Raw genomic sequence first — 24427 nt, 5'->3', positions numbered from 1 at the left:
TAGGTAGGCTAGAGTTCAATCCCTTGCTTGAACTTGAGAATGATGAATCGGTTCACAAAAGATACCAAGAGAAAGATTATGGCAAATACCTTGAATCCATCACTTAGTAAGCACAGAAAAGCGGCACCGAATATCAGCAATTCCGTTAAAATGACGCCAAGTAGAGGCAGCTTGATCGTCGCTTTTGGAGATATGATCTTTCCCCATAGGATAGCTGCAACAAGCGGCAGTCCAAGTCCTAAAAGAATCTGAATGATGAATTCCGAATCATAATGAAATCCCCAATAGCCCAGTGCAAAGAGTATAACCAATTCTAATATAAATCGTATGGTAAGATTAATAGCTTTGCCCATGTCTCCCATCCCTTTTTTGGAAAAGTCCCCGTCCTTCTCGTCCCCTTATTTTTAGTCGAGAAGGGTCTCTTTGGCCGGGTTATGCAGAAACTCAAACATCGTTTGGATCTGAGCCGCCGTGTTTCGTTCCGCGGAAAGCTCGGGCAGCCGGTCCCGGCCGAAAAAGGCGACCTCGCTGGTCTCCAAGCCGCTGATGGCTTCTCCCCCTATGATTTTGCATTGGATGAACATTTTATAGACATGGTATGGCTCCGGGGGATGCTGATGAAACTTCTTGTCGAGGACCGCGAGCAGCCGCATTGGTTTCACGTCATATCCGGATTCTTCCTTGACCTCTTTAACCGCTACCTCTGAAGGGGAGTACCCGATATCCGCCCAGCCCCCCGGCAGGGACCAGGCCCCATCGATCTTTTCCCGAACCAATAGAACCTGATCTTTTTCGAAAATAACTGCCCGGATGTCCACTTTTGGCGTAGCGTAACCCGTTTCGCTGGCAAAAGTAAGACTAATCTGCTCCCGGCCCGCCGTCGTATAGTTGGCAAGAATATCCACACTCAACTCCCTTAAGGCTTCGTACCGCTCGAGGTCGTAGGGGTCCTTCGAATAGGTCAGGCCGATTTGAGAGATGGCTTGGATCTGCTTGGCCCATTCCAGCCATTTGGTGTCCATGGTTCCTTCCTCCTCGTGAACAACTTATGGAAATACCTGTTAGATCGAAGTATAGACCGAAAAAGGATTATTTTCTATAACAAGTGTCTGATTCGGTAACTTTGTTGGCAAGAAAACCTCCTTACGCGCACGAGAATCAATAGGGTAGAACTTCCTTTGCGGATAAGGCACAAGTTGGGGTTTCCCCAAATCCCTTGACTTAGAGTTTACTCTAACCTGTAGAGTTCTAGGTATCTTGCGAACTTTACAAAGGAGCGAACGAAATGGGAAACAAGCGAGTGATGGTATCGGAATACGGAGGACCGGAAAAGCTGCAGATCCACGAGGAGCCTCTGCGTCCGTCTCAGCCGCATGAAGTTCGTATCCGGGTGCACAGTGCCGGTGTGGCGCTTGGGGATGTGATGCGGAGAGAAGGTAAGTTTCTGGGAGGTCCGGCAACGCCCTTTACACCGGGATATGAGGCGGTCGGCTTCGTCGATGAGGTTGGCGAGCGCATAAAGGGGATTCCAAAAGGAAGCCGAGGTGCCGTATTTTATAACGGAGCCGGGGGCTATGCCCAGTATGTCTATGCAACGGCCGACGAGTTCTATCCCGTACCGGAGGGGGTCGATATGGGTAAAGCGGTGGCCGTTATCCTGAATTACGTGACGGCCTATCAAATGCTTCATCGGGTCGCAAAGGTTGTCTCAGGAGATCAAATCTTGATTCACGGAGCAAGCGGAGGCACGGGGACGGCGCTTCTCGAGCTCGGCCGGCTTGCAGGGCTGAGGATGTATGGCACGGCGTCGGCCCCCAAGCACGACATTGTCGCCGGATACGGGGCCGTGCCGATCGATTACCGAAGCGAAGATTTTGTGCAGCTGATGCGGTCACGGGTACCGGATGGGGTGGACGCGGTTTTTGATCCGATCGGGGGAAGCCATTGGGTGCGGTCTTTTCAAACGCTGAACAAGAAAGGACACTTCGTCGGCTATGGGTATACCTCTGTTCTCGAAGAGGAGGATTCCAGCGAATGGGCAAAGAACTGGACGTATCTGATGACTAACCAGACGACTCCTCAAGGAAATCCCGCCTGTCTTTATTCCATTACCACGCTTAGAAAGGAACGCCCGGACTGGTTCCGCGAAGACCTTGCCCATCTGTTTCATCTCTTGGTCGAAGCTCGGATTGACCCGGTAATTGCCGAGCGTATCCCGTTAACGGAAGCCGTTCGGGCTCATCAGCTGCTTGAAACCTCTCAAACCGCTGGTAAAATAGTTTTAACAAATCCATGTCTTTGAAGAAGGTGCTAGTGTGGTCTATTCGATCGGGGATATCGCAAGATTATCCGGGGTGACAGCTTTTACGCTTCGCTACTATGAAAAAATCGGATTGCTTCCCAACCCCCGTAGGCAAGAAGGGAGGAAGGACGGTGTCCGGCAGTACAGCGAGGAGGATTTGCGGTTTATCCGGTTTATTCACAGCATGAAGCAAACGGGAATGAAGCTGGAGGATCTTGCAAGCTTTACGGAGGACGGTTGTCTTCTTAATCTGCCGGAGGAAACGGATTGGAAAGAGATGCTGCAGAAACGGATCGAGCTGCTGGACCGGCACCTGGACGATCTGGATCATCGAATGAAGCAGCTTCAGGCCGGCAAGGAGTACGCGGAGAATAAACGAGCCTATTACACGAACATGCTGAGGGAGCAGGCGGTACTTCATCTGCCGGAAAACGGAGGAATATCATGACGAAGCTCGTATGGATTAGGCATGGCAGAACGGACTGGAATTCGGAAAGAAGGGCGCAAGGACAAAGTGATATCCCTCTGAACGAACAAGGTCGTCAGCAGGCACGAGCCTTGGCCCTTCGAATGGCAGCGGAAGGAGTAGACTTTATCTATTCAAGCGATCTTTCCAGGGCCAAAGAAACAGCAGCCATCCTAGCCGGAGCGCTTGGTCTGGAGGTGCAAACGGATTCCCGGTTAAGGGAAATGCACAAGGGCGAAACGGAAGGAACGACATTAGAGGAGCGAATAAAACGATGGGGCGCTGGGTGGGAAAGCCAGCCACTCGGGATCGAAAACGATCATTCGGTAACGAACCGGGGGTTAGCCTTTGTCAATGAAATGGTAAGGACCTTCCCCGATAAAAGAATAGCCGTAGTCAGTCACGGAGCCTTGATCGGCTTAACGGTGAAAGAGCTTGTGCCCGCATTACCGGACGTTGCCCATTATCACAATACCTCCATTACCACGATTACTTACAACGGATCGGAGTGGTTCTGTGACCTTCTGAATTGTGCCAAACACGTAGTTCGGTGAAGCTTCCTTCTTTACCTATCCCTCGTTATCTCTTATCATATGGATAATAGTGGATAGGAGAGTGGGCAAAGATGAATGCTAAAGAAGCGGCTCTAATGCTTGGTGTTCATTACAAGACCGTATTGAACATGATCAATGACGGTCGTTTAGCAGCTTCCAAGTCGGATTCCGGCGATTGGGAAATCAAGGAGAGCGACCTCGCGGCTCGAGAGCAGTCCATCGAGGATAAGGAATTTTCAGCGATTTATACTCATATGGCCGTTAAGATCATTGAGAAAGTACACCATCGTTCGGTTAGAGCGGCGCAGGAGGAGCTTATTCTGGCGGCACGCTCGATAGTGAAGCAGGCCGAGAATCCAAGCGAGTTGGATCATCTAGCCAAGCGGCTTCAGGCTGCCTTGGATGTCTACAAAGCGGCCCAAGCCTTCAATCAGACGGTAGACTCCATTCGAAAACAGGCAGATGCCGAGAGCCTTACTCTTTAAAAAGTTGTTGTGCCTCTGTCTTTCCCTTGGCAACGACGAGCAGAATGGAAGTACCTGCTCTTTTTTTGTATTCTGCAAGGAGCGTGACCGTATGAATCGACGACGCGGACGTTTCTCCCCGAGCCCTACCGGCTTGCTTCATATAGGCAACGCCTTCACCGCTCTTACGGCATGGCTGCAAAGGCCAAGCGGGCGGGGAATTCCTGCTGCGGATAGAAGACATCGATCAAGCCCGTTCCCGTCCGGCATAACAGTGCCCATCCAAGCGCGACCATTCGCTAACGCTTGTCTCTCTCCGAGAGGCGGGATCCCGCCCGAGTGGCTGCTGGGCACCTTGGCTTACTTGCCCGGATGGATCGATCAGCCGGAGTCTTTAACCGCCCAAGAGCTCATCCCGTACTTCCGACCGGTTCCTCCCAAAGGGTCCCTGATATTACAGACCCCATCCAGAAGGTTTTGTTAGCGGGGCGTCACCAAGGGTCGAGCTTAGGGTAACCTCCGCCTTTTCCCGGGCGGTTTTTTTGTGCCCCCTTTTATGAGCTTTTTTCATGGATAGGATTTTCGCGATTCGGACGACACTAGAACCTTCACAGTACCATTCTCATCAGACCTTAAAACCGGTTTATCCGCATGTAATCGGTTTATCCAGAAAAATAACTCCGGTTGGTCATCCATCGAAAGGGTTATGGAAGGGAAACGGGACGGAGCGTATAATCGCTTTGATGCGTTATACGTAAGCGCTTTCCATGAAGCGATCGTTACGCCTCAAAAAAAGGGCAGTGCAGAAGGGAGAAGGTAAGGAATGGCCAGGAAGACGGTGATAGTGGGAATGATAACAAGCTTGATGCTCGGGGGGGTAACCGTAATACCCAGTAATCCCCTGCCCGTACATGCGGAATGGATGGAACCGTCCGACGCCGCGGCAGCCGAGAATATTTTGTCTAATGGCGGTTTTGAACAGACAAAAGTAACCACCCGAAACAAATGGACGGGTAATGTGGAGCCGCTCGGCTGGTCGGAATGGTATGCCTCCGGCAGCATACAGGCAACGGTGGATTCAGCGGTTTACCGGGATGGCAGCCATGCGCTTCGTCTCGAATCGGCAACTGGGGGGCGGGGGGCCGTGTCCACGGCGGTGAATGTGACGCCAGGACAAACCTACCGGTTGAGCATCTGGATGAAAACCGATAATATTCAGTCTGCCTCCGGAGGAGTTTTTACACGGGCTCAATTCATGGATACGTCAGGCAAAAAGGTGGGGAATCTCCAATACACGGATAGTCTGACGGGAACCCAGGATTGGGTCCGGAAAGAAATCCTTTTCAAGGTTCCCTCCAACGCCAGCCAAGTGAAGATAGAGCCTTTCTATGAAACTGGAACCGGCAGAGCCTGGTATGACGGCATCGAATTGGTCCCTTACAATGGCCTGACGGGCCTGCTCCTGAATCGGAGTTACTTGGCATTGGAAGAGGGAGCGTCCTCTACCATTCTTCCTGTTTTCATTCCGGAGAATGCCACCGATAAGACGGTAATCTGGTCCAGCTCCGATCCCGGGGTAGCGGAAGTTATTAACGGAACCGTAACGGCTAAGAAGGAAGGGAACACCCGGATCACCGCGTCCACACCGGATGGAAAGTTTTCAGCGAGCTGTGAGGTGAGCGTCGAAGCTTCGGATACATTTGCCCGTTTCGCCGAACTCCGGCAGAAATGGTTCCACAAGCTGATCGGAGATGACCATCCCGATCTATCCGATCCCCAGGTGAAGAGTTATTTGGATGGCTTGGTCAACAGCCTTACGAACGCGCAGGGGGTCGGAATTTGGGATACGTTCAACCGGTCCGCTGACAGGACCTATTTGTGGAGCAACCTGGACAGTACGACCCGCTCCGGAGATATACCGGTTGGGTACGGCCGGTTGAGAACCATGGCCTTGGCGTACAACACACCGGGAACAAGCCTTTACCGGAATGAGCAGCTGGCGGAGGATATTATCGGTGGGCTGGACTGGATGTATGCGAACCGTTACAATGAACGGTCTTCCGAATACGACAACTGGTTTCACTGGGAAATCAGCGGACCGCAAGCTTTAAATGACGCGGTTATCCTCATGTACGACAAACTGTCGGGCACCCAGATCGAGAATTACATGAGGGCGGTGGACCGGTTCGTGCCTACCCCGTATTACCGGACAACCAATAACGCTCAAGAAACCGGAGCCAACCTGCTGGATAAGGCCATGGTAACAGCGGTTCGAGGGATGATCGGCAATATTAATCAAAAGACTTCTCTTGGCCGGGATGCGGTCAGTCCCGCGCTTCCGTATGTGAAGAGCGGGGACGGCTTCTATGAGGACGGCTCGTTCATCCAGCATACCCAGGTGGCGTACACGGGCGGCTACGGATTGTCGCTGATTAGCCGGGTGGGGGATCTGATGTATCTTCTGCAGGACTCCCCGTGGAAGATCACGGATCCTCAGCTGGCTAACGTGTATCGTTGGGTCAGCCATTCATTCGAACCGCTCATCTACCGTGGAGGGATCATGGATATGGTGCGGGGCAGGGAAATTGCCCGTCCGCTAACCAATGACCACAGTGTTGGCCGCAACATGGTAGTGGGGCTTTTACGGGTAGCGGAGGGAGCTCCGGCGGACGAAGCATTGAAGATTAAACGCATGGTGAAGGAATGGATCAATACCGATACCACCTATGCCGATTATAAAACGGGATTGTCGTTGTATGACATCCGCCTGATCGAGGCTTTGATGTCTGATTCCTCCATTGCTCCGAGAGGCGAGCTGATTAAAAATCAGGTTTTCGCTAGTATGGACCGGGCGGTGCATCTGCGGCCCGGCTTCGGATTCGGGATTGCGATGTTCTCCGACCGAATCTCCGCTTTTGAATACGGCAATAATGAGAACCCCAAGGGATGGTACACGGGAATAGGTGCTACGTCTCTATATAACAACGACCTGACGCAATTCAGCGGCGGCTACTGGCCGACGGTCGACAGCCTTCGGCTTCCCGGAACGACGACGGACGGATCCCAGGGCATCCTGAAAAACTGGCAGTTCTACCGTAATCCCAAGAGCTGGGTAGGGGGGGCTTCTCTCAATAACAAGTATGGAGCGGTGGGCATGGATTTCTCGCTTCAGGAGACGACCGGCTCCAGTCTTCAGGGAAAGAAATCCTGGTTTCTGTTCGATGATGAAATCGTCGCACTGGGAGCCGGCATTAGCAGCTCAGAAGAAGCTCGGGTGGAAACCATCGTGGAGAACCGCAAGCTAAGGGACAGCGGGGACAATCGGCTAATCGTGGACGGCCAAAATAAATCGAATGGGTTGGACTGGTCGGAAACGATGACCAATGTCTCCTGGGTTAATCTAGAAGGGAATGTTCCGGGTTCGGATATCGGATACGTGTTTCCGAAAGGAGCGGATCTATACGGCATGCGCGAGTCCCGTACCGGTTATTGGAAGGAGATTAATCCGGGAGGGACGACGGAGCCTATCACCAACGCCTTCCTCAGCCTGGCGTTTGAGCATGGATCCCACCCGCAAGACGCCAGTTATTCGTATATCCTGCTTCCCAATAAAAATGCAGCCGAAACCCAGTACTACAACCAGCATCAAGACGTTATTGTCTTGAAGAATACGGCGGATATCCAGGCGGTAAAAGAGAAGAGGCTTCATCTCACGGCCGTTAACTTCTGGAGCCCGGGCAGCATAGATGACCTTACCTCTCACAATCCGGCCTCCGTGCTGCTGGAGAAAGATCGGGGCGAGTGGACCTTGGCCGTGTCCGACCCTACTCAAGCCCAGAGCACCATCACGATAGAGGTAAACAAGCCGGGCTTGTCCGTATCGAGCAGCGATCCGTCCATTGAGGTGGAGAAGACGGAAACCTCCCTAATCGTGAAGGTCAACACGGAAGGATCGCAGGGGCGAACCGTTACGGTAAAGCTCACAGATACCCTGGAGAAGGCGGAGTAGTCCAAACCTGGTCCGTATCTGATGATAGGGAGTACGGCGGTTACCCAATGAAAAAGAAGGAGTCCCTCAGCCGTTTACACGACTGGGGGACTCCCTCTTTATTTCAAGCAGAGGTTCAGCCCTTACGGACGGCATCAATAGCTTGCCTCACGGTCTTGGCTAGGGCCATCTGGTCCCCGATTCCCTGAAAATGAAGATACAGGATCCGGGGCTGCTCCCCTATCAGGTGGTTGTGGATGGCGGTAATCTCTATGCCGCCTTTCCGCAGCGCATCCACAACAGGGTTAACTTCTTCTCCCAGAAGAGCGAATTCTCCCGTCACCACGGTTTGGGAATCCTTCTTCTCGAAGTTAGCTTCAAAGCCAAGCTCTATCAGCTCAGGAGATACGGGAACCCCCATCAAGGAAACCTGGAGATTCTTGCGGGGGACTTCCGCCTTGCATACGTTTTCCTTCTGATTAACTTCGCCACCTACTATTTTTTGGATTTTCGAACAATCGGAACCATCCGCTCCATATGCCGTCCCGGCGGGGACGAGCAAGAGCATAGGCAAGAGCAACTTCCGCCCCAGAATTTTCACAGGCTGACCTCCTTTATTTTCCCATACTATCCCACAATAGCCCGGAATAAATTCATCGCTTACCAGACTTGTATTCCGATGATTTCCATTCCCGAGTTAATGTCATAGAATAGAGATAGTTCATAACCACAAGAAGCAAGGAGGGATTCCCAATGTACCATAGTCCTCATCCATTAGATAAAAGGAAGCTCGGCCGTTCCGATATAGAGGTGAGCCGGCTCTCCCTCGGCGGTGCCGGGCTTGGCGGGATCTTTGGGCAGGTACCGGAAGCCGAAGGCATTGCCGCTGTTCAAAAGGCATTGGAGCTGGGCCTGCACTGGCTCGATACGTCCCCCTTCTATAAGGAATCGGAACGAAGAATGGGGATGGCACTTAGAGGAGTCCCGAGGGAGCAGTATGTTTTGTCCAGCAAAGCCGGGACGCACCCTGACTGGTTTCAGCAGTACTCCGCGGAGTCTTTCTACCGGTCAGTCGACAACAGCTTGCGCCTGCTGGGCACGGATTATCTGGACCTCTGTCTGATCCATGATCCGCTTCCCCGGCATATGGATGAGGTCCTCGGACCCGGCGGAGGCCTGGAGGCGCTGAGGGACCTGAAGCAGCAGGGGATCATTCGCGCTATTGGAATCGGGGTTCGCCAGCATGCGTCGCTTCAACGCGCTATCGATACGGGGGAAATGGACGTCGCCCTTACCTTCAGCGATTATACCCTCATGCGGCAAACCGCTCTAAAGCTGCAAAGTCATGCGCAGAATCACGGAACGGCTCTGGTCAATGGAGCCCCGCTGGCGATGGGTCTTCTTAGCGGACAAGCTCCGGAGAAGATCGGAACCTCCGCCTGGAAACCGCCGCAGGAGGAGGTTTCCGCCGTCAAAGAAATCGCCGCCTGGTGCGGACAGCGAGGCATTACCGTCCTGTCGCTCGCGCTTCAGTTCAGCTTGCGCCAGGAGGCTTTTGCCGCGACCCTGATCGGAGCCTCTACACCGGCCGAGGTGGAGCAGAGCTTCGCGGCAGTCTGTGAACCCATACCCGTTCCGATATGGGAAGAGCTTCCCGAGCTGCTTGCCCGCTTACGGCTTTCTAATTAAACAGTTTATTACCTACAGGGGGCTTACTTTTCATGACGTATTCGAAACGATGGGGCATCCTTCAAATCATCAACATGGGAACGCTGATGTCGACGCTGGATGTCGGAATCGTTAACATCGCCATGCCGACCATGGCCGATCAGTTCGGCCGGCCGCTTTCGCAAATCCAATGGGTGGCGACCCTTTATCTGCTGACCATGGTCACGCTGCTGCCCTTCCTCGGCAAGTTCTCGGATCAATGGAACCGCCGCCGCGTCTACAGCTGGGGCTTCCTGCTGTTCAGCGCAGGTTCCCTCTGTATTGCGCTGTCCGACGGGCTGGCAGAAGTGCTCCTTTCCCGGGTTCTCCAGGGAGTGGGAGCTACTATGATCATGGCCAACAGCCAAGCCATGGTCAGGCAGATCTTCCCGGATCATGAGCGCGGACGCGCGCTGGGGATCAATGCCATCGTGATCTCGATGGGGACCTTGTCCGGTCCCGCGGTCGGAGGTTTCCTGCTCCACTATGTCACATGGCCATGGCTCTTCGCGATCAATGTTCCGATCGGCCTCGTTGCGTTTGGCCTGGGGCTGCGCTGGTTTCCGGATACGGAGAGCACCGGAAAGAAAGGCTCGTTCGATCTTCCGGGCTCGGTGCTGCTCGGGGCCGGAACCTGTCTCCTCATGCTGGCTGCCGAAGGCAGTCAGGCTAGCGGGTGGATGAGCCCAGTCGTTATCGGAGAAGCTGCTGCGGGCGCCCTCTTGTTCGTTGGGCTCTGGCTGCATGAACGAAGGATCGAGAACGGCATCCTGGACCGGGAGTTGTTCGGGAACCGGGCCGTTTTGTTCGGCAATGCCGGTTCGTTCCTCATCAACCTGGCCCAAATGGCTACGATTATTCCGATCACCTTCTATCTTCAGGGCCAGCTGGGCTTATCCGTCCAGTCGGCCGGCTTGCTCCTGATCCTGCAGCCGCTTCTCATGGGAACGATAGCTCCTTTTGCCGGCTGGTTTCGGGACCGGTATGGCGCGTTCTTCCCCGTTATGGCCGGATCCATTTGCTGTGCCTTCTCGATGCTGTTCGTGATGCTTGCTCCCGAGGCCCATGTCTGGATCATCGGCCTGCAGCTGGCCTGGTTCGGGGTAGGGATGGGGCTTTTTCATTCCACCAACAATGCGGAAATCATGAGTGCTGCGCCTTCCTCCAAAAGCAGCCTGGCCGGCAGCATGCTTGCCTTGGTACGCTATCTAGGGCAAATCGCCGGCATCGGCCTGGCCACTTTGCTGGTAGGTACCTGGGGGCTTACACCATCCACGGGCAGCGGAATCGACGTTCCGATGAGAATTCTGTTTGGATTATGCCTGATTTCGTGTATCGGGGTGACCCTGTTAACCCTTTCCCTTAAGCGGGGCAAGAGAAGAGAACCTTCAAGGAACCTCTCGCCCAGGGACTTGGGATCGGGCCGGTAAAGGAAGGAGAGGGATTTCGCTACGAATCGACAATAGGTATCAAGAAAAGTGCCGGATAAACACCAGCATTAGACAGCCTTTTTGCTTCCGCCCAACTATGATGGAGAGACAGGAATCCAAATCATGTTGGGAGAGGATCCGATAATGATGCTAAAAGAGTTGGAGCAAGAGCAGCGGAACGAAACCATTTCGTATGGCCAGGCCGCTTCCTTGGCGGCCGAGCAGAAAGAAAGCGTGATTCACCGGATGATCGCCGTCGCCGAGCTGCATTGGGCGGACAAAGAGAAAGCCAGCCATTATTGGTAAGCGATATTGACATAGGCAAAAGCCGCGCGAAGCGCGGCTTTTTGCTTTGTCTTCTTACCCTTCCCAACTCCCCCGTTTCTTTTGTGGAGGAAAATGGATAAGACGTAAAGAAACTGAAAAAAATACCAGTAAACCATAATCTTGCGGAAACGGGGTTGAAGCATGTATTGGAACGACTGGTCACTCGATCGTATTGTGGTCTTGTTTGTCAGCCTGGCCTTCCTGCTGATTGGCATTCAAGTAACCTTGTATCATTATCGTCAAAATTTTCATCACAAAGCCATGTGGCTGCCTGTCCTGGCCTCTCCTGTATTTTTTGTCGCCGGGATCATTCTCACTTGGTATAACGCTTCGTGGCTGCATACGTTGTTCCTTGTTCTGATGTACGTCGGTGCCGTGGCCGGCTTGATCGGCGTGTATTTCCATTTTCGAGGGGTTGGGATACGCGTAGGAGGGTGGGCCCTGCGGAATTTTATGATCGGACCGCCCGTCATCCTGCCTATGGTGTTTACGGCTGTCAGCGTGCTGGGCCTCATCGCCCTCTATTGGAAGGGGATGTAGGAAATGAGCCGGCAAACCCATTATCCATCTTATAATGTCATGCGGGAAGAGGACGCATGGGATGACCACACCCAGAGCATCGTAAGGGCCAGGCATTCGGTTTCTTCGGATCTCCATTTTCTAACCCAAGAGGAAGCGGATAAGCTCACCGTCCTTTGCGGCTTGCTTGTGAATGATGACTCGCCGGAGGTGCTGAGCTATGTCGTCCGGCATATCGACGATACCCTTTCTTCTTCAGCGGGAGAAGGGCAGCGGCAGCAAGGAGTTCCGGCAGCGAAGACGCTGATTCGTCAAGGGTTACAGGCCTTGGATAACTGCGCTAAAGAGGGTCATTCGGTTTCGTTCTTAAAGCTCGACCGGGCGGGACAAAAACGGATGCTTGAGGAGATAAGCGCGGGAAGCGCGGAGCCGCATACAGCATGGAGCGGCATACCCCAGAAGCCTTTCTTCCAGAAGCTCTTGAATCTGACGGTGGAATCCTATTGCTCGCATCCGCAAATATGGTCAGAAATCGGGTATGGCGGACCGGCCTATCCGCGCGGCTATGTTCGAACGCAGATCGGTCAATTGGACCCTTGGGAGGCGAAGCAGGAGAGATGAAGAGAAGATGGGCTAACGAGGAAGTCGATGTCGTTATTGTCGGTGCCGGGGCGGCCGGGGGAGTATTGGCTAAGGAGCTGAGTGAAGCCGGAATGAGCGTGGTCGTGCTGGATGCCGGTCCCTTTCGGGACCCGCAAAAAGAGTTTGCCAGCGATGAGCTGGCGATGAAGACTCTCGGTTGGCAGGATACCCGCCTGGTGGACGGCCGCGATCCGCTGACGATGGGGCACAACAATTCCGGCTTCGGAATCGGAGGAGGAACAACCCATTTTACCGGTGTGTTCCTTCGGTTTCATGATGTAGACTTCAAGGGAAAGTCCATAGAGGGAACCGGAGAAGACTGGCCGATCTCCTACGAGGAGCTCGAGCCGTATTACAGCCGGAACGAGAAAGAAATCGCCGTTTCCGGCCCCAAGCACTTCCCCTGGGGAAGCTATCACGGTCCGTATCCTTATCCCGAGCGGGAGCCCCTTAGCCCGAACGCGTACCTCTTCATGAAGGGATGCGAGAAGCTGGGCATCCGTTCCTCCGTTGCGCCTCTTGCCATTTTGTCGGCTCCTTTTGAAGGGCGGCCTCCTTGCATCAACAGGGGATTTTGCAACCAGGGATGTATGCCGAATGCCAAATTCAGCACGCTTATCGTTCATATTCCGAAGGCCATCCAGGCAGGCGCCGAGGTGCTGCCGGATTGCAGGGTGACCCGGATTCAGATGGGAACGGACGGAAGAGCCGAAGGGGTGGAATTTGTTAATGGCGGAAAGACGTATGAGCAGAAAGCCAAACTAGTCATTCTCAGCGCCTTTGTCGTGGAAACGCCGAGACTCCTTCTCCATTCCGCGACCTCCGCTTTTCCCGATGGCCTGGCGAATAGCAGCGGGATGGTGGGCCGGTCTATCATGGTCCATAGCAGCAATGACGTCTATGCCAAGTTTCCTAATGAAATCCGATTCTACAAGGGTACGCCGGTCTTGGCCACAACGCAAGATTTTTACCGGACCGATCCGGCACGATCGTTCGTCAGAGGATACACCCTCCATGCCCATGGATCAAGACCGGTCGAGTTTGCCAAAGGCATTTCGAAAGCGCAGGGAGGACCTCTATGGGGCGAGAGGCTTCGGGACGCGTTGCTTCAATACAATTACTACGGAAGGATAACCATGGTGGGAGAAGTGCTGCCCCATCCGGATAATCGGGTTACCTTATCCGAGGAGGTGGACGAATATGGAGTTCCACGGGCCAAAGTGACCTTCAGCTATGGAGATAACGATCAACAGCTGGTCGATCATGCGGTACGTACGATGAGCTCCATCCTGGAAGCCGAAGGCGGCCAAGTCGAATTTGTCGTACCGGATACCGCTCATATGATGGGAGGATGCCGAATGGGGACGGATCCTTCCCGCTCCGTCGTCAACTCCTATGGACAGACGCATGATATTGAAAATTTGTTCATTTGCGATGCGAGTATATTCGTTACCTCGGGCGGCGGAAACCCGACCAATACGGTCATGGCTCTTGCGCTGCGCACGGCGGATTACATCAAAGAGAAAGCGGGAAAACGGGAAATACAAGCAAGCCGGTCTTGACCGGCTTGCTTGTATTTATTTATTGAATTGGCTGGGATTAAGCTTAGAAGTTCTCGCTTGCGTCAAGTTGACTTTCCTCTTTAGGCTCCCTTAAGATAATAGGCAAACTAGATTGGGAGGTTGGAGGATGGAGCCCAGACGAGCAACCGAAGTCCCGCCATGGAAATGCTTCAACTGCGGACAATGGAACGGATGCTGCGGGGACAGCACCGGCGATCCGGGAGGCTTGTGGTGCGAGCCGAAGGAATTGAAGCGGGAGAAGGAGTAGGGGGAGCTATTTTTGAAGAAATGTCCGCTATGCACTGTCCATGAAGATCCTGAGCAGCGGATCGTGTTTGAAAATGAATACTGCCTGTTTATTCAGAAGAAAAGTGAGCAAGAAGTGTTAGAAGGCAGCGGACTGATCATCCCAAAAGCCCATAGAGAAAATGTATTCGAACTTTCCCTGGAGGAATGGAACGCAACCTACGATCTCTTGCATCGGGCTAAGGAGTTTCTAGATGGCCAACATTCACCGGATGGATACCTGCTGGGGTGGAACGTGGGGAAAGTATCCAATCAGCACCTGGACCACGCTCATTTTCACATTATTCCGCGGTTTAACGATGAGCCTCACGCGGGTAAAGGAATCCGCTACTGGATCAAACAGCCGGAAAACAAAAGAAGAACGGAACCTAATAACTAGAAACAAAAATAGGTTTGACAGGATGTTTATGGGAAATTATACTTGGTTTCAATACTTTAAACGCAATGATCGGGAGTAGTAAGAAGAACCTATTGTCCAGAAAGCTGTCGGATGGTGCGAGACAGTCATTAGATCTTCCCAACTCACCCGTAAGCGGTAAGACTGAATCGTCAGGTCTTAACGGATTACCTCCGTGATCGGGTACTTAAGATGGTTCGTCGTTATCCAGCACGAATCAAGAAGAGTGGTACCGCGTGGGCCAAACCTATCGCCTCTTTGCAGGTGATAGGTTTTTTATTTTTCCCAAAATTCAAGTAGGGGGTAAGCGAAGATGAACCAGGTCTTGGACTATTATTCCGGTTTCGATGAGTGGGGAAGGCTGGACCGGGAACCCTTGGAATTTCTCATTAATTGGCATTATATTCAGACCTATTTGCCGTCGCATGGCCATGTACTCGACAATGGGGCGGGGCCCGGGAAGTATTCCATGGAGTTAGCCAAGCGGGGCTACAAAGTAACCCTTTCAGACTTAACGCCAAAACTGGTGGAATTGGCAAAGGAAAAGGCCGGTGAACTAAACGTAACGGAGAATTTTCATGGGTTTCATGTAAGAAATGCCACACAGTTGGAAGGAATGCCTGACGAGCAATTTGATGCGTCCTTAATGATGGGCCCGCTGTATCATTTGCAGACGGAAGAGGAGAGAACTTCCGCCGTTCAAGAACTGTCCCGCGTTACGAAAGCCGGCGGGTTGGTATTCGTTGCATTCCAAAGCCGGACTAGGATGATGATTACTTCCCTGCAATACCCGAAGTTTTGGAAGCCCAACGATAACCTGGAGGCCATTAAGACGTTTCAGGAAACGGGGGTTTTCAATCATCAAGATAAAGGTCGATTCACGGGAGCTTACTATTACGAGATTGCCGACATTAAGCCCTTCATGGAGCAGAATGGATTTGAAACCGTCGATTTTATTGCTTCCTCCAGTATGGGCGGGCTGCTAACCGCTGACCAAAAGCGATATTGGGAAGAGCAAGGAGATCAGAAGGAACTGCTGGGATTGCTCATTAATATGGCAAAAGATCCTTCGATCCTGGGCATCTCCTCGCATTTGTTGTACATCGGAAGAAAGAAACAGAAATAATCTCATTGAACCGTAGCCTCAAATGAATGGCCTCAATTTTACGGACCTTCCCTTCCGTCAGCATCATCCCATGTTGCCGAAAGACGGTTTTCCCGCAGGCTCGTAACGCAATAGAACCGTGCCCTTCGAAAACACCCTGGACTCAACCAATTGGAGGGCCGTTGGTATCGTTCCATCGCCGAAGAACCTTTTTCCCTTTCCAAGCAACACCGGAAACTGCCAGATGTTCATTCGGTCAATCAGTTCGTGACGAAGCAAGGTCTGGACCAAGTCGCTGCTGCCGGCGACGTGAACCTCTGCGTAGCGCTCTTTCAACAAAGGCACGCTTGTCGTAACATCCGCGTCTAGCAGCTTGGTATTGTTCCAATCGACGCTGGTCAATGTCCGGGATGCGACAAATTTGGGTTTCTCATTCAGCAGCTTGGTGAACGGGTTATCCAGAGGTGCCTTCGACCAGTAGGGGGCGAAGATTTCGTAAGTCTTGCGACCGAGCAGCAAAGCGTCGAGGCTTGCATAATCGGCCGCTATCACTTGTCCGGTCTGCGCATGTTGATACGGTGCCTGCCACCCGCCATAGGCGAAACCGCCTTCGCGATCTTCCTCGAGCTGGCCGGGCGCTTGAACAACGCCATCCAAGGTCATGAACATATGTACAATAAGTTTTCCCATTTTGAGTTGACAGCTCCTCACCTACTAGTTTCTTATAGGATAGCATGTCACCCAAGGTAGAACTTCTTTTTTATTGCTCTTTTTATTGGTGTCTGTCGTATAAGGAGAGAGGGAAATGACGACTTTTTATCTGATCCGGCATGGGGAAGCCGATTGGGCATTTAAGGAGGAAAGGAACCTCCAGCATGCTTTACGGGATTTTGTCCCTTTAACAGAAAGAGGGGTTCAGCAGGCGGAGCAAGTCTTGTCTTGTCATCCCCACTTGCAGGATTGTGAATTGATTCTTTCTTCTCCGTATACCCGGGCTTTACAGACCTCCGCTATCATCAACAGATCCCTAAGCTTGCCCATAAAAGTCGAGTACGACTTGCATGAATGGACCCCCGACAACTGGCAGGCTGCATCGGTGGAAGAACTAATGGAACTGTGGGAGGCCTACAGAAAGCATAACGGCCTCCACCCTGCCCATGAGCGTAAAATATGAGAGTCCAGAGAAAGCGTACTTCAGCGCGTCCATAACGTTTTACCTAACTATCTCAACCTTTCCAAAGTAATGGTCGTTTGTCACGGCATGGTTATCTCTACTTTACTGGGCATCCCGGATGAAGAAGTGGAGCTATGCATTATATATGAATACATCTTGACTAAGGGATAGGAAATACATACTAAACCAAATAAACGAAAAAACAGCTTAAGAAAGGGAAATTCACATGCGATCTGCCCTGCTTGTTTTGGATGTACAAAAAGATTTTTTGGGGGAGCACGCCCTACTGCCGGTTGCGGCAAATCAACAGGAGCCCCTCATTGCAAACATCAATCAATGCATTGAAAAAGCAACACAGGAAAACCTGCCTGTCGTTTACATAGGAAATGAATTTGAGAAAACTCAATTTCTCTCGAATTGGTTTCGAAATCACGCTGCCCTTAAGGGCTCACCGGGTACCGAGCTGGACGATCGAATTTATCGGGTGGAGGGCGACTATTTTCCGAAAAACCGGGGGGATGCCTTCACAAACCCCGAGCTGCTCTCTTTTTTGAAAAGTAAACAGATTAGCCATTTGTTTATTATAGGCGTGTTCGCTGAAGGTTGTGTAACGGATACCGCCAAAGGAGCATTACGCCGTAGCTTTAAAGTAACCGTCCTAAGTGATGCGGTGGCGGGGGCTAACGATAGCAAGAGGGATAAAGCGCTGCAAAAGCTGTTTGCTTGCGGTGTATCCGTAAGAAAGAGTATGGCAGAAGCTCAGGTAAAATAAATGGCAGAAGAAATCCTGGTTGGATAGAAGGAGGGGTTCCGGTGTTTTTAGTCAATTCACGAGCCATTATTGAAAGAGTGGAGAAGGGGGCATTAGAGATCGTGGTCCAGACACGGAATAAACCGGGCGAACCTCAACAAATCGAGCTTCCCGGAGGGCGAATAGAGCCTTTCGAATCTTTACCCGCTGCTCTAATTAGAGAAGTTCAAGAAGAAACGGGTCTTGAGGTAGTCGAAATAGAAGGTGCGGATACCCGGGTAGATACCGTTGGGATGGAGGAAAATTTCGAGGTGGAATGCATTAAGCCCTTCGCGGCTTATCAGACCATCAAAGGGTCTTTTGATTCGGTTGGAGTTTACTTTCGATGCAAGGCACAAGGGGAATTGCTATCTTCGGGGGATGAGACCAAGAACCCGCGATGGGTGGCCGTAAACGAACTGAGACGAAGGATGGAGGAGGACCCGCTGCATTTTTCTCCTGTTGATCGAGCGGGAATCTTGTTTTATTTAAAAGTCTTACAACAGGAAAGGGGATAGGGTGCTGGAAAAAATACGTCTACGCTCTTGCGCTTTGATCATTAGTAATGGAGCCGTTTTGTTAATCGAGTTTCGGAATGATCAAGATTCCGGGGTGCACTACAATCTTCCGGCAGGGGGTGTGGAACCCGGAGAAACGTTGGTCGAAGCGGTGATAAGAGAAGCTAGGGAAGAGGCCTCCGTTGACATTGAAGTAGGGCCAGTGGCATTCGTTTATGAATACCAGCCAACTAAGAACAACAACCTCTATGGAGAGACCCATTCCGTGTCGGTTACCTTCCAATGTGATTTGAAGCCCGGCTCTACGCCCAAGCTTCCCGATAATCCCGACTCGAACCAAACGGGGGTCAAATGGATCTCGATCGAGGAGCTTCCCTCGATTCAGCTTTACCCGGAAATCTGCCAAGACATTATGAATTACTATAACGGCTTGCCATACCGTAATTACGTGGAAGAGCATGAAATCCAAAGAGAGCGCTTAATGGGGGGCAGCCCATGATTCGCGGAGTTATCATCGAAGGGATGTCCACAGCAGGAAAAACGTCTACCTTTGCTGCCATCAAGCAAGTACATAGTCATCTGCCGAATGCCGAACGAACAACCGTAGCCATAAGCGAGCATTATTCTCAAGTTTTGCATTCTCATCACGGAAGCTTAAGAAAAATGGCCCGGGAAGACCATCTTCAATTTCTGGGTCGTCACGTGGATTATCTAGAACAGCAAGCGGAATGGATTCATTCCCTGGGGAATACAAAAGTCTCCAATGGAACGTTTTTTCTTCTGGAGAGATTTCATCTGAATCATCGGGCCGCCTTCCAAGATGACAGGGAAATCGAGAAGCTTGAAAAGCGATTAACCAGGCTGAATGCCCTCTGTGTTCTTTTGACCTTATCGGAAGATATTGTCGAATCCAGGTATTTGGATAGCCGCGGGGAACACTGGAAAGCTTATGTGATGCAGAATCACCGTACAGCTGCGGAGGCTTGCCAAACGTTTCTAAAAGAGCAGGAAAGGTTACGCCAAGGTGCGAAGCTGTCGCCAATTCCTACCTTGGAGATAAACACAGATGGAGCTGATTGGGAAGGTTACGCTAACCGGATTCTGTCCCGTTCTCAATAATCTTCCCATTGACCGCGTTGCTCGCTAATCCATACAGGTTAGAAGGAAAAGGGGCTTGAACGTGGAATAGTATACAGCCTGTCATGGATTGGTAAATAAATGAGGAGGGATGGAATGCTGTCTGCCTGGATCGGAAGCTTGGCTTTTCTGTGTGTTGCGATTCTGTATGTTTTCTTGGCATTGGGGTTTCCGCTTGGCGAGTTTGCAATGGGGGGAAAACACAAGATCATGCCTAGGCCGATGAGAGCGGCTTGTGCGGTGTCAGTCTTGATTCAACTCCTAGCCATCTTCTTTATTTTGCAAGCCGGTCATGTTATTAACGTAGGTTTCCTGAATCAAGCAGCCAAGTGGGTCTGTTATTTCTTCGCCGTGTACTTGATCTTGAATACGGTGATGAACGGCATGTCCCCCAGCCGAAAAGAAAAAATGCTCATGACCCCTTTATCCTTTATTGCGGCGATTTGTTTTCTCATCACGGCGTGGAATGGATAAGCTTCTGAATCCGAAAGGAGCAGTTCGGTATGATAACACTCAGAAAAATAACGCTGGATAACCGGCGTGAGATCTTTAAGCTGGAGGTAGCAGAGGATCAACGCGGTTACGTGGCGTCTAATTTGTCAAGCGTGGCTTCGTGTTATGTCCTTTCCACCAATGGGGGCCATCCCTTTCCGTTTGCCATATACGCGGAGGAGCAGCCGGTCGGGTTTGTGATGTTGGTTTATGGAATTACCGGATACGACGAGCCCTCGTTGGCCAAAGACAACTATTGCATCCTGCGGCTGATGATTGACAAGCAATACCAGAACCGAGGGTATGGTCGCGAAGCCATGGTCCAAATTCTGGAGTTTATCCGCACCTTTCCGGCCGGTCCTGCAAAGTACTGCTGGATTCCGTACAAGCCCGAGAATACCATGGCCAAAAAGCTTTATGAAAGCTTCGGCTTCCGTGATAACGGCGAAATCTTCAACCAGGAGGCCATAACCGTTTTGCAGCTGTAATGCGCTTGGGTAGGGGGACAGGCCAGGGAAGGGGATGTAGGAACAGAAGCTACCGGACCGGCGGATCCTGCACGGTCCCACATGCTGGTGTATACTGGATAGGTACGCACATTCGTGAGGAGGAGAGCAGGATGAGCACACCGGAATGGATTCATGCGGGAACGTTGGAAGAGCTGAAGAAGGAGCGCGCCAAGGTCGTCAAGGGAGGAATCGCGGTCTTTTATCAGGAAGGACAGGTAGCCGCGGTCGACAATCGCTGTCCTCACCTGGGCTTTCCGCTTCATTTGGGAAGCGTTTGCGACGGGATCTTGACCTGTCACTGGCACCATGCCCGCTTCGATGTGTGCAGCGGCGGCACTCTGGATCCTTGGGCGGACGATGTACCGGCGTATGATGTCAAGGTTGAAGACGGGGACGTCTGGGTAAACACCGCCTCCCGATCCAAGGACAATGTAGACAAACTTAAGCGGCGGCTGCGCGAAGGACTGGAGCAGAACATAGGGATCGTCATAGCCAAAGCGGTCGTCGGGCTTGTCGAAGCGGGGGTCCGGGCCGACGATATCTTTGGCATCGGGATAAGCTTCGGAACCTCGCAGGGAAACGGCTGGGGAGCGGGGCTGACGATTCTCACCGCGATGCGCAAAGTGCTGCCGAAGCTGGATAAGACGGGACAGATTCTGGCCCTCTATCATGGACTTGTGCATGTGGCCAGAGCCAGCTCCGGGCGGCCTCCCCGGCATTTGCTTGGCCCGCTGCCGCCATCCGGTACCTCTACCGGCCATTTGGTGAAGTGGTACCGGAACTGTGTCGAGGTACGCGACACCCAAGGGGCCGAAAAAGTCCTTCTCACCGCCATAGAGAACGGAAAACCTATGGAAGAATTGGCGGAGATGATGCTGACCGCTGTCACCGACCATTATTACTTGGACGGCGGTCATACCTTCGATTTTCACAACAAGGCCTTCGAAGCGCTGGAGCTCATGGGCTCCGACTCCTCGGCTGAGGTACTTGCCTCGCTAGTCCCCCTGATGCGGGATCCGTCGCGCAGCGAGGAGCTTCATCACTGGCAGGCACCCGTCGATTTGGTATCCCCCCTGCGGCAAGCCTTCGAGCAGCTGGGTGAGGAAGCGCGGCCTGCAAACGAAGCAACATTTGAGGAAGGGGCGTTCGTGGAGCAGGTGCTGAGCGACCGTCCCCTGGAGACGATCCAAAGGCTCAAGGAGCTTCTCTTGGGTGGTGTGCCGGCGGCACGCTTGGCGCAGCTCATCGCGCTCGCAGCGGCGGAACGCCTCGTGCGGTTTCACACCCAGAATGACTTTGGCGACTGGATATCGGTGCTGCATACCTTTACCTACGCTCATGCGGTCCATGAAAGGCTGCTTCGCTCCAGCGGGCCGCTCTTGACCCGCGCGTTGTTTTATGGGGTTGTTGCGGTCTACCATGACCGGTTTCTTAACGTACCCCGGGCGGCTAGACCTGCAGGGGACCCAGACGTTTCGAAGGGCCGCGAGTACCGTACAGAAGAACTGCTAGACCTGATGGACCGCCGTCAGCAGGTGAACGAGTCGGCCCGGTGGGTGGCCGGATACCTGGCGGCCGGCAAGGACCCGGACCGACTTCTCAATACGCTTGGCCATTGCCTTCTGCGGGAAGACGCGGAGTTCCATACGTTCCAGCTTTACGAAGCGTGTGTCTCCGAGTATGAGAGGTGGCGCGATCGTTCCGACGCCTTCGCCGCTCAGGCTAAGGAAACGCTGCTCCTTGCCTGTACCCGTTATCTGGCCGCCCATGCCCCGACGGCAAGGGAGATGCCCCACACGGCGAGGATCGCCTGGCGGCTTTATCGGGGCGAGCGTCTATTTGAGGAAGAGGATGCTCCCCCCACCAGCTAGTTCTAATGCAAAGGTTGACCAAAGAGAAACGACAAAGGCTGCCGGCCATTCCCGCAGCCTTTTCAGCATGTCCCTGACTAACTAACCTTCACATTCTTGCCGTCACGTATCCCATTTTGACGGAGATCCGGTCGGCGACTTCAATCAAGATGCCCGCCAGTTCCCGTTCCCGTTCCGGCAAGCGGATATCCGAGAGAGGACCGGATAAGCTGATCCCAGCTACCACCTTGCCGCTTCTTCCCCGAATGGGGGCCGCCAAGCAGGCTCTCCCTAAGGCAAGCTCCTCCAGCTCTGTGGCATACCCACGGTTGCGAACGCCTTCCAGCTCTTGAAGCAGCTTGTCTCGATCCGTAATGGTATGTTCCGTGTATGACTTCCATTCCATCCGGTCCAGAAGCGCCACCGCATCCTCTTGGTCCAAGTGGGCCAGCAGTACCTTGCCGATGCCGGTGTTATACAGTGGGTTGCTCCGCCCTAGGAGGGTGTACATTCGGGGGGACCGGTGGCTGTCCACATGCGCCAGATAGAACATATGCCGGTCCTTTAAAACAGCCACATTCGCGCCAAGTCCCAGCCTTCTCTCCAAATCGAACAGCTCGGGAAGAGCGAGCTTTCGAATTTCGGAATTGTTCAGGGCAATCCCGCCGAGCGTAATAATCTGGTGCCCCAGCCGGTAAAACCCGCTCATCTCATCTTTCTCTACATATCCCAAGCTGACCATGGTGGCAAGAAGTCTCGAGACATTGCTTTGGGTCAGATTCAGCTTTTTGGAGAAGTCAATGACCCTAAGCTCTGGCTGCTCGTCGGAGAAACAGGATAAGATGGCCAATGCCCTCGTGACGCTTTGGGTGATCATCGGATTTGCGTTATCGGTCTTCATTCTGATCCATCCATCCCTCTTATTCAAATTGTTGACCTTTTGAAATCGGTAAGGGTAATTAGCAATTTATCCGGATCATAAATATTGTATTGTAATATCCACATTCGCATTATAGAATACAATTGTATATTAGACAATCCAATATTTGGTTAACGCTTTCAGAAGAGAGGAAGACACCATGAAAAGGACCACATGGAGTTTTCTTTCTGCGAGGTTCCCCAGGGCCGGACTATCTTAGGAGTTGGCTTCCGTTTTAGAGCCATTGTAAACGCATTCACCTCTAGTCCAAGCGAAGGAGTGAAAATGACATGTCCACATCGCAAGTAACCTTGGAAGGCGTTTATCCGATCCTCGCCACCCCATTCACAGATAGGGGTGAGGTGGATGAGGAGAGTCTTCGTGAGCTTGTCCGATTCCAGCTGCAAGCGAAGGTAAACGGCATCGCCTTGTTCGGCAATGCCAGTGAGATGTACACCTTGCTGGAGCGGGAACGGGAAGTGATTGCAGCCATCGTAACCGATGAGGTGAAAGGCCGGGTTCCTCTAGTGTTTGGAAGCGGCCATACCGGGCTCGAAGGAGCGGTTCAGCTGAGCAAGTGGGCGCAAAAGGCGGGGGCCGACGCGTTGATGGTCCTTCCTCCGTACATGGTGAAGCCCGATGGGAAACGCATGATCGAATACTTCTCGGCTATCGCAAAAGCGGTTGATATTCCCATTATGCTGCAGGATGCGCCGGTCGCAAGCGGGGTGAGCATCCCCGTCTCCACCATGGCCAAACTGGCTAAAGAGTGCGAGAACATCTCCTATGTGAAAGTGGAAGCTCCCCCGACGACGGTTAAAATAACCGAAGTGCTCGAGCAATCGGAGGGTCGATTAACGGTTTTCGGCGGCTTAAACGGAATGTACTACTACGAAGAGCTGTGCCGCGGGGCGGCCGGTACGATGCCTGCCTGTGAATTTCCTGACGTCTGCGTAGAGATCTATCGACGCTTTGTTTCTGGCGACAGGGAATCTGCGAGAGCTCTGTTCTATCAGTACCTGCCCTTCATCCGGATCGGGACGGTTGCCGGCTTCGCCATGTCCGTACATAAAGAAGTACTGAAGGAGGGAGGCGTCATTCAATCCGCTTACGTTCGTAACCCGAACGCCCCGATCGACAATATCCTGCGTAAAGAAGTGTTGGAAACCTTAAGCGGGTTGGATCCGCACGTGCTGCGATGGAAGCGTAGAACTGATCTCAATGGATAGGGATTGGGACCGTCCGCCTATATTTTAGAATGAATGGGAG

Annotated in this window: 28 protein-coding genes, 1 pseudogene and 1 other annotated feature; of the genes and pseudogenes, 24 read left to right on the top strand and 5 right to left on the bottom strand. The window is 52.5% G+C overall.

Translation table 11 applies throughout. The features are described 5' to 3' along the window. Positions 1 to 8 precede the first annotated feature (8 nt). Both MJA45_RS14265 and MJA45_RS14260 read right to left on the bottom strand, forming a co-directional pair. The gene (locus tag MJA45_RS14265) at positions 9 to 353 is read right to left on the bottom strand and encodes a YrdB family protein (RefSeq protein WP_315602589.1); all 345 of its coding nucleotides are present in this window, start codon (positions 351 to 353) and stop codon (positions 9 to 11) included. Between the two features lie 51 nt (positions 354 to 404). Then, positions 405 to 1022: an NUDIX hydrolase gene (locus tag MJA45_RS14260; protein ID WP_315602588.1), complete on the bottom strand. Its 618-nt coding sequence runs from the start codon at positions 1020 to 1022 to the stop codon at positions 405 to 407. Positions 1023 to 1285: 263 nt separating this feature from the next. On the opposite strand from MJA45_RS14260, the gene MJA45_RS14255 reads away from it, so the two are divergent. The 6 genes and pseudogenes from MJA45_RS14255 (at position 1286) to MJA45_RS14230 (ending at position 7795) form a co-directional block, all read left to right on the top strand. Next, on the top strand, positions 1286 to 2302 hold the full coding sequence (locus MJA45_RS14255) for a medium chain dehydrogenase/reductase family protein (RefSeq protein ID WP_315602587.1): 1017 nt from the start codon (positions 1286 to 1288) through the stop codon (positions 2300 to 2302). 13 nt (positions 2303 to 2315) lie between these two features. Next, a complete protein-coding gene (locus MJA45_RS14250) occupies positions 2316 to 2750 on the top strand; it encodes a MerR family transcriptional regulator (protein ID WP_315602586.1) in 435 nt (144 codons plus the stop codon). Further along, positions 2747 to 3322, top strand: coding sequence for a histidine phosphatase family protein (locus MJA45_RS14245; RefSeq protein WP_315602585.1), 576 nt, complete (start codon positions 2747 to 2749; stop codon positions 3320 to 3322). Before MJA45_RS14250 ends, MJA45_RS14245 begins: the two co-directional genes overlap by 4 nt. 71 nt (positions 3323 to 3393) lie before the next feature. Beyond that, on the top strand, positions 3394 to 3807 hold the full coding sequence (locus MJA45_RS14240) for a helix-turn-helix domain-containing protein (RefSeq protein WP_315602584.1): 414 nt from the start codon (positions 3394 to 3396) through the stop codon (positions 3805 to 3807). A gap of 91 nt (positions 3808 to 3898) precedes the next feature. Further along, positions 3899 to 4052 (top strand): annotated as a pseudogene (locus tag MJA45_RS14235) (glutamate--tRNA ligase family protein); the annotation flags it as partial. Positions 4053 to 4609: 557 nt separating this feature from the next. Continuing rightward, positions 4610 to 7795 (top strand): polysaccharide lyase family 8 super-sandwich domain-containing protein, encoded by a 3186-nt coding sequence (locus MJA45_RS14230; RefSeq protein WP_315602583.1) that lies wholly within the window; start codon positions 4610 to 4612, stop codon positions 7793 to 7795. A gap of 115 nt (positions 7796 to 7910) precedes the next feature. On the opposite strand, the gene MJA45_RS14225 is transcribed toward MJA45_RS14230, so the two are convergent. Then, positions 7911 to 8375: a DUF1259 domain-containing protein gene (locus MJA45_RS14225; RefSeq protein ID WP_315602582.1), complete on the bottom strand. Its 465-nt coding sequence runs from the start codon at positions 8373 to 8375 to the stop codon at positions 7911 to 7913. A gap of 152 nt (positions 8376 to 8527) precedes the next feature. Here MJA45_RS14225 and MJA45_RS14220 point away from each other — a divergent pair, with 152 nt between their 5' ends. The 9 genes from MJA45_RS14220 (at position 8528) to MJA45_RS14180 (ending at position 15790) form a co-directional block, all read left to right on the top strand. After that, complete coding sequence (locus MJA45_RS14220; RefSeq protein WP_315602581.1) at positions 8528 to 9463, top strand: aldo/keto reductase; 936 nt, start codon at positions 8528 to 8530, stop codon at positions 9461 to 9463. Positions 9464 to 9495: 32 nt separating this feature from the next. Next, on the top strand, positions 9496 to 10911 hold the full coding sequence (locus MJA45_RS14215) for an MFS transporter (RefSeq protein WP_315602580.1): 1416 nt from the start codon (positions 9496 to 9498) through the stop codon (positions 10909 to 10911). A gap of 144 nt (positions 10912 to 11055) precedes the next feature. Then, a complete protein-coding gene (locus MJA45_RS14210) occupies positions 11056 to 11217 on the top strand; it encodes a hypothetical protein (RefSeq protein ID WP_315602579.1) in 162 nt (53 codons plus the stop codon). 162 nt (positions 11218 to 11379) lie between these two features. Then, positions 11380 to 11778, top strand: coding sequence for a hypothetical protein (locus MJA45_RS14205; protein WP_315607905.1), 399 nt, complete (start codon positions 11380 to 11382; stop codon positions 11776 to 11778). A gap of 3 nt (positions 11779 to 11781) precedes the next feature. Further along, entirely contained in the window at positions 11782 to 12378 is a 597-nt protein-coding gene (locus MJA45_RS14200) for a gluconate 2-dehydrogenase subunit 3 family protein (protein ID WP_315607904.1), read from the top strand. Next, a complete protein-coding gene (locus MJA45_RS14195; protein ID WP_315607903.1) occupies positions 12375 to 13961 on the top strand; it encodes a GMC family oxidoreductase in 1587 nt (528 codons plus the stop codon). Before MJA45_RS14200 ends, MJA45_RS14195 begins: the two co-directional genes overlap by 4 nt. 127 nt (positions 13962 to 14088) lie before the next feature. Further along, entirely contained in the window at positions 14089 to 14229 is a 141-nt protein-coding gene (locus MJA45_RS14190) for a hypothetical protein (RefSeq protein WP_315607902.1), read from the top strand. A gap of 12 nt (positions 14230 to 14241) precedes the next feature. Beyond that, positions 14242 to 14646, top strand: a complete 405-nt coding sequence (locus MJA45_RS14185; protein WP_315607901.1) for an HIT family protein — start codon at positions 14242 to 14244, stop codon at positions 14644 to 14646. A 56-nt stretch (positions 14647 to 14702) separates the two neighbouring features. Continuing rightward, positions 14703 to 14925, top strand: a binding site (T-box leader). A 52-nt stretch (positions 14926 to 14977) separates the two neighbouring features. Further along, positions 14978 to 15790, top strand: coding sequence for a class I SAM-dependent methyltransferase (locus tag MJA45_RS14180; protein WP_315607900.1), 813 nt, complete (start codon positions 14978 to 14980; stop codon positions 15788 to 15790). A gap of 63 nt (positions 15791 to 15853) precedes the next feature. On the opposite strand, the gene MJA45_RS14175 is transcribed toward MJA45_RS14180, so the two are convergent. Further along, complete coding sequence (locus MJA45_RS14175; RefSeq protein ID WP_315607899.1) at positions 15854 to 16459, bottom strand: dihydrofolate reductase family protein; 606 nt, start codon at positions 16457 to 16459, stop codon at positions 15854 to 15856. A gap of 115 nt (positions 16460 to 16574) precedes the next feature. On the opposite strand from MJA45_RS14175, the gene MJA45_RS14170 reads away from it, so the two are divergent. The 8 genes from MJA45_RS14170 to MJA45_RS14135 all read left to right on the top strand — a co-directional run bounded on the left by MJA45_RS14170 (position 16575) and on the right by MJA45_RS14135 (position 22260). Then, a complete protein-coding gene (locus MJA45_RS14170) occupies positions 16575 to 16943 on the top strand; it encodes a histidine phosphatase family protein (RefSeq protein ID WP_315607898.1) in 369 nt (122 codons plus the stop codon). A gap of 226 nt (positions 16944 to 17169) precedes the next feature. Further along, complete coding sequence (locus tag MJA45_RS14165; protein WP_315607897.1) at positions 17170 to 17715, top strand: cysteine hydrolase family protein; 546 nt, start codon at positions 17170 to 17172, stop codon at positions 17713 to 17715. 41 nt (positions 17716 to 17756) lie between these two features. Further along, entirely contained in the window at positions 17757 to 18251 is a 495-nt protein-coding gene (locus MJA45_RS14160) for an NUDIX hydrolase (protein ID WP_315607896.1), read from the top strand. Between the two features lie 34 nt (positions 18252 to 18285). Continuing rightward, the gene (locus MJA45_RS14155) at positions 18286 to 18750 is read left to right on the top strand and encodes an NUDIX domain-containing protein (RefSeq protein WP_315607895.1); all 465 of its coding nucleotides are present in this window, start codon (positions 18286 to 18288) and stop codon (positions 18748 to 18750) included. Beyond that, complete coding sequence (locus MJA45_RS14150) at positions 18747 to 19370, top strand: hypothetical protein (protein WP_315607894.1); 624 nt, start codon at positions 18747 to 18749, stop codon at positions 19368 to 19370. The genes MJA45_RS14155 and MJA45_RS14150 overlap by 4 nt, the downstream gene beginning before the upstream one ends. 114 nt (positions 19371 to 19484) lie before the next feature. Next, positions 19485 to 19862: a hypothetical protein gene (locus tag MJA45_RS14145; protein ID WP_315607893.1), complete on the top strand. Its 378-nt coding sequence runs from the start codon at positions 19485 to 19487 to the stop codon at positions 19860 to 19862. Positions 19863 to 19891: 29 nt separating this feature from the next. Further along, complete coding sequence (locus MJA45_RS14140; protein ID WP_315607892.1) at positions 19892 to 20368, top strand: GNAT family N-acetyltransferase; 477 nt, start codon at positions 19892 to 19894, stop codon at positions 20366 to 20368. 131 nt (positions 20369 to 20499) lie between these two features. Beyond that, the gene (locus MJA45_RS14135; RefSeq protein ID WP_315607891.1) at positions 20500 to 22260 is read left to right on the top strand and encodes a Rieske (2Fe-2S) protein; all 1761 of its coding nucleotides are present in this window, start codon (positions 20500 to 20502) and stop codon (positions 22258 to 22260) included. 88 nt (positions 22261 to 22348) lie between these two features. Here MJA45_RS14135 and MJA45_RS14130 read toward each other — a convergent pair whose 3' ends face one another. Then, positions 22349 to 23140: an IclR family transcriptional regulator gene (locus MJA45_RS14130; protein WP_315607890.1), complete on the bottom strand. Its 792-nt coding sequence runs from the start codon at positions 23138 to 23140 to the stop codon at positions 22349 to 22351. A 308-nt stretch (positions 23141 to 23448) separates the two neighbouring features. Here MJA45_RS14130 and MJA45_RS14125 point away from each other — a divergent pair, with 308 nt between their 5' ends. After that, positions 23449 to 24387 (top strand): dihydrodipicolinate synthase family protein, encoded by a 939-nt coding sequence (locus tag MJA45_RS14125; protein ID WP_315607889.1) that lies wholly within the window; start codon positions 23449 to 23451, stop codon positions 24385 to 24387. Positions 24388 to 24427 lie beyond the last annotated feature (40 nt).

The organism is Paenibacillus aurantius, from assembly GCF_032268605.1.
GTDB lineage: Bacteria > Bacillota > Bacilli > Paenibacillales > NBRC-103111 > Paenibacillus_AO > Paenibacillus_AO aurantius.
The sequence above is the reverse complement of the archived record's forward strand: the minus strand, read 5'-3'. Positions and strand labels throughout refer to the sequence as shown.

Bases quoted from the DNA above. Each gene is read 5' to 3' on its own strand.
- MJA45_RS14140 (WP_315607892.1), top strand. From the start codon at position 19,892: ATGATAACACTCAGAAAAATAACGCTGGATAACCGGCGTGAGATCTTT.
- MJA45_RS14170 (WP_315607898.1), top strand. From the start codon at position 16,575: ATGACGACTTTTTATCTGATCCGGCATGGGGAAGCCGATTGGGCATTT.
- MJA45_RS14220 (WP_315602581.1), top strand. From the start codon at position 8,528: ATGTACCATAGTCCTCATCCATTAGATAAAAGGAAGCTCGGCCGTTCC.
- MJA45_RS14200 (WP_315607904.1), top strand. From the start codon at position 11,782: ATGAGCCGGCAAACCCATTATCCATCTTATAATGTCATGCGGGAAGAG.
- MJA45_RS14240 (WP_315602584.1), top strand. From the start codon at position 3,394: ATGAATGCTAAAGAAGCGGCTCTAATGCTTGGTGTTCATTACAAGACC.
- MJA45_RS14255 (WP_315602587.1), top strand. From the start codon at position 1,286: ATGGGAAACAAGCGAGTGATGGTATCGGAATACGGAGGACCGGAAAAG.
- MJA45_RS14130 (WP_315607890.1), bottom strand. From the start codon at position 23,140: ATGAAGACCGATAACGCAAATCCGATGATCACCCAAAGCGTCACGAGG.
- MJA45_RS14265 (WP_315602589.1), bottom strand. From the start codon at position 353: ATGGGCAAAGCTATTAATCTTACCATACGATTTATATTAGAATTGGTT.
- MJA45_RS14195 (WP_315607903.1), top strand. From the start codon at position 12,375: ATGAAGAGAAGATGGGCTAACGAGGAAGTCGATGTCGTTATTGTCGGT.
- MJA45_RS14180 (WP_315607900.1), top strand. From the start codon at position 14,978: ATGAACCAGGTCTTGGACTATTATTCCGGTTTCGATGAGTGGGGAAGG.
- MJA45_RS14135 (WP_315607891.1), top strand. From the start codon at position 20,500: ATGAGCACACCGGAATGGATTCATGCGGGAACGTTGGAAGAGCTGAAG.
- MJA45_RS14210 (WP_315602579.1), top strand. From the start codon at position 11,056: ATGATGCTAAAAGAGTTGGAGCAAGAGCAGCGGAACGAAACCATTTCG.
- MJA45_RS14150 (WP_315607894.1), top strand. From the start codon at position 18,747: ATGATTCGCGGAGTTATCATCGAAGGGATGTCCACAGCAGGAAAAACG.
- MJA45_RS14190 (WP_315607902.1), top strand. From the start codon at position 14,089: ATGGAGCCCAGACGAGCAACCGAAGTCCCGCCATGGAAATGCTTCAAC.
- MJA45_RS14205 (WP_315607905.1), top strand. From the start codon at position 11,380: ATGTATTGGAACGACTGGTCACTCGATCGTATTGTGGTCTTGTTTGTC.
- MJA45_RS14175 (WP_315607899.1), bottom strand. From the start codon at position 16,459: ATGGGAAAACTTATTGTACATATGTTCATGACCTTGGATGGCGTTGTT.
- MJA45_RS14145 (WP_315607893.1), top strand. From the start codon at position 19,485: ATGCTGTCTGCCTGGATCGGAAGCTTGGCTTTTCTGTGTGTTGCGATT.
- MJA45_RS14245 (WP_315602585.1), top strand. From the start codon at position 2,747: ATGACGAAGCTCGTATGGATTAGGCATGGCAGAACGGACTGGAATTCG.
- MJA45_RS14230 (WP_315602583.1), top strand. From the start codon at position 4,610: ATGGCCAGGAAGACGGTGATAGTGGGAATGATAACAAGCTTGATGCTC.
- MJA45_RS14215 (WP_315602580.1), top strand. From the start codon at position 9,496: ATGACGTATTCGAAACGATGGGGCATCCTTCAAATCATCAACATGGGA.
- MJA45_RS14260 (WP_315602588.1), bottom strand. From the start codon at position 1,022: ATGGACACCAAATGGCTGGAATGGGCCAAGCAGATCCAAGCCATCTCT.
- MJA45_RS14165 (WP_315607897.1), top strand. From the start codon at position 17,170: ATGCGATCTGCCCTGCTTGTTTTGGATGTACAAAAAGATTTTTTGGGG.
- MJA45_RS14125 (WP_315607889.1), top strand. From the start codon at position 23,449: ATGTCCACATCGCAAGTAACCTTGGAAGGCGTTTATCCGATCCTCGCC.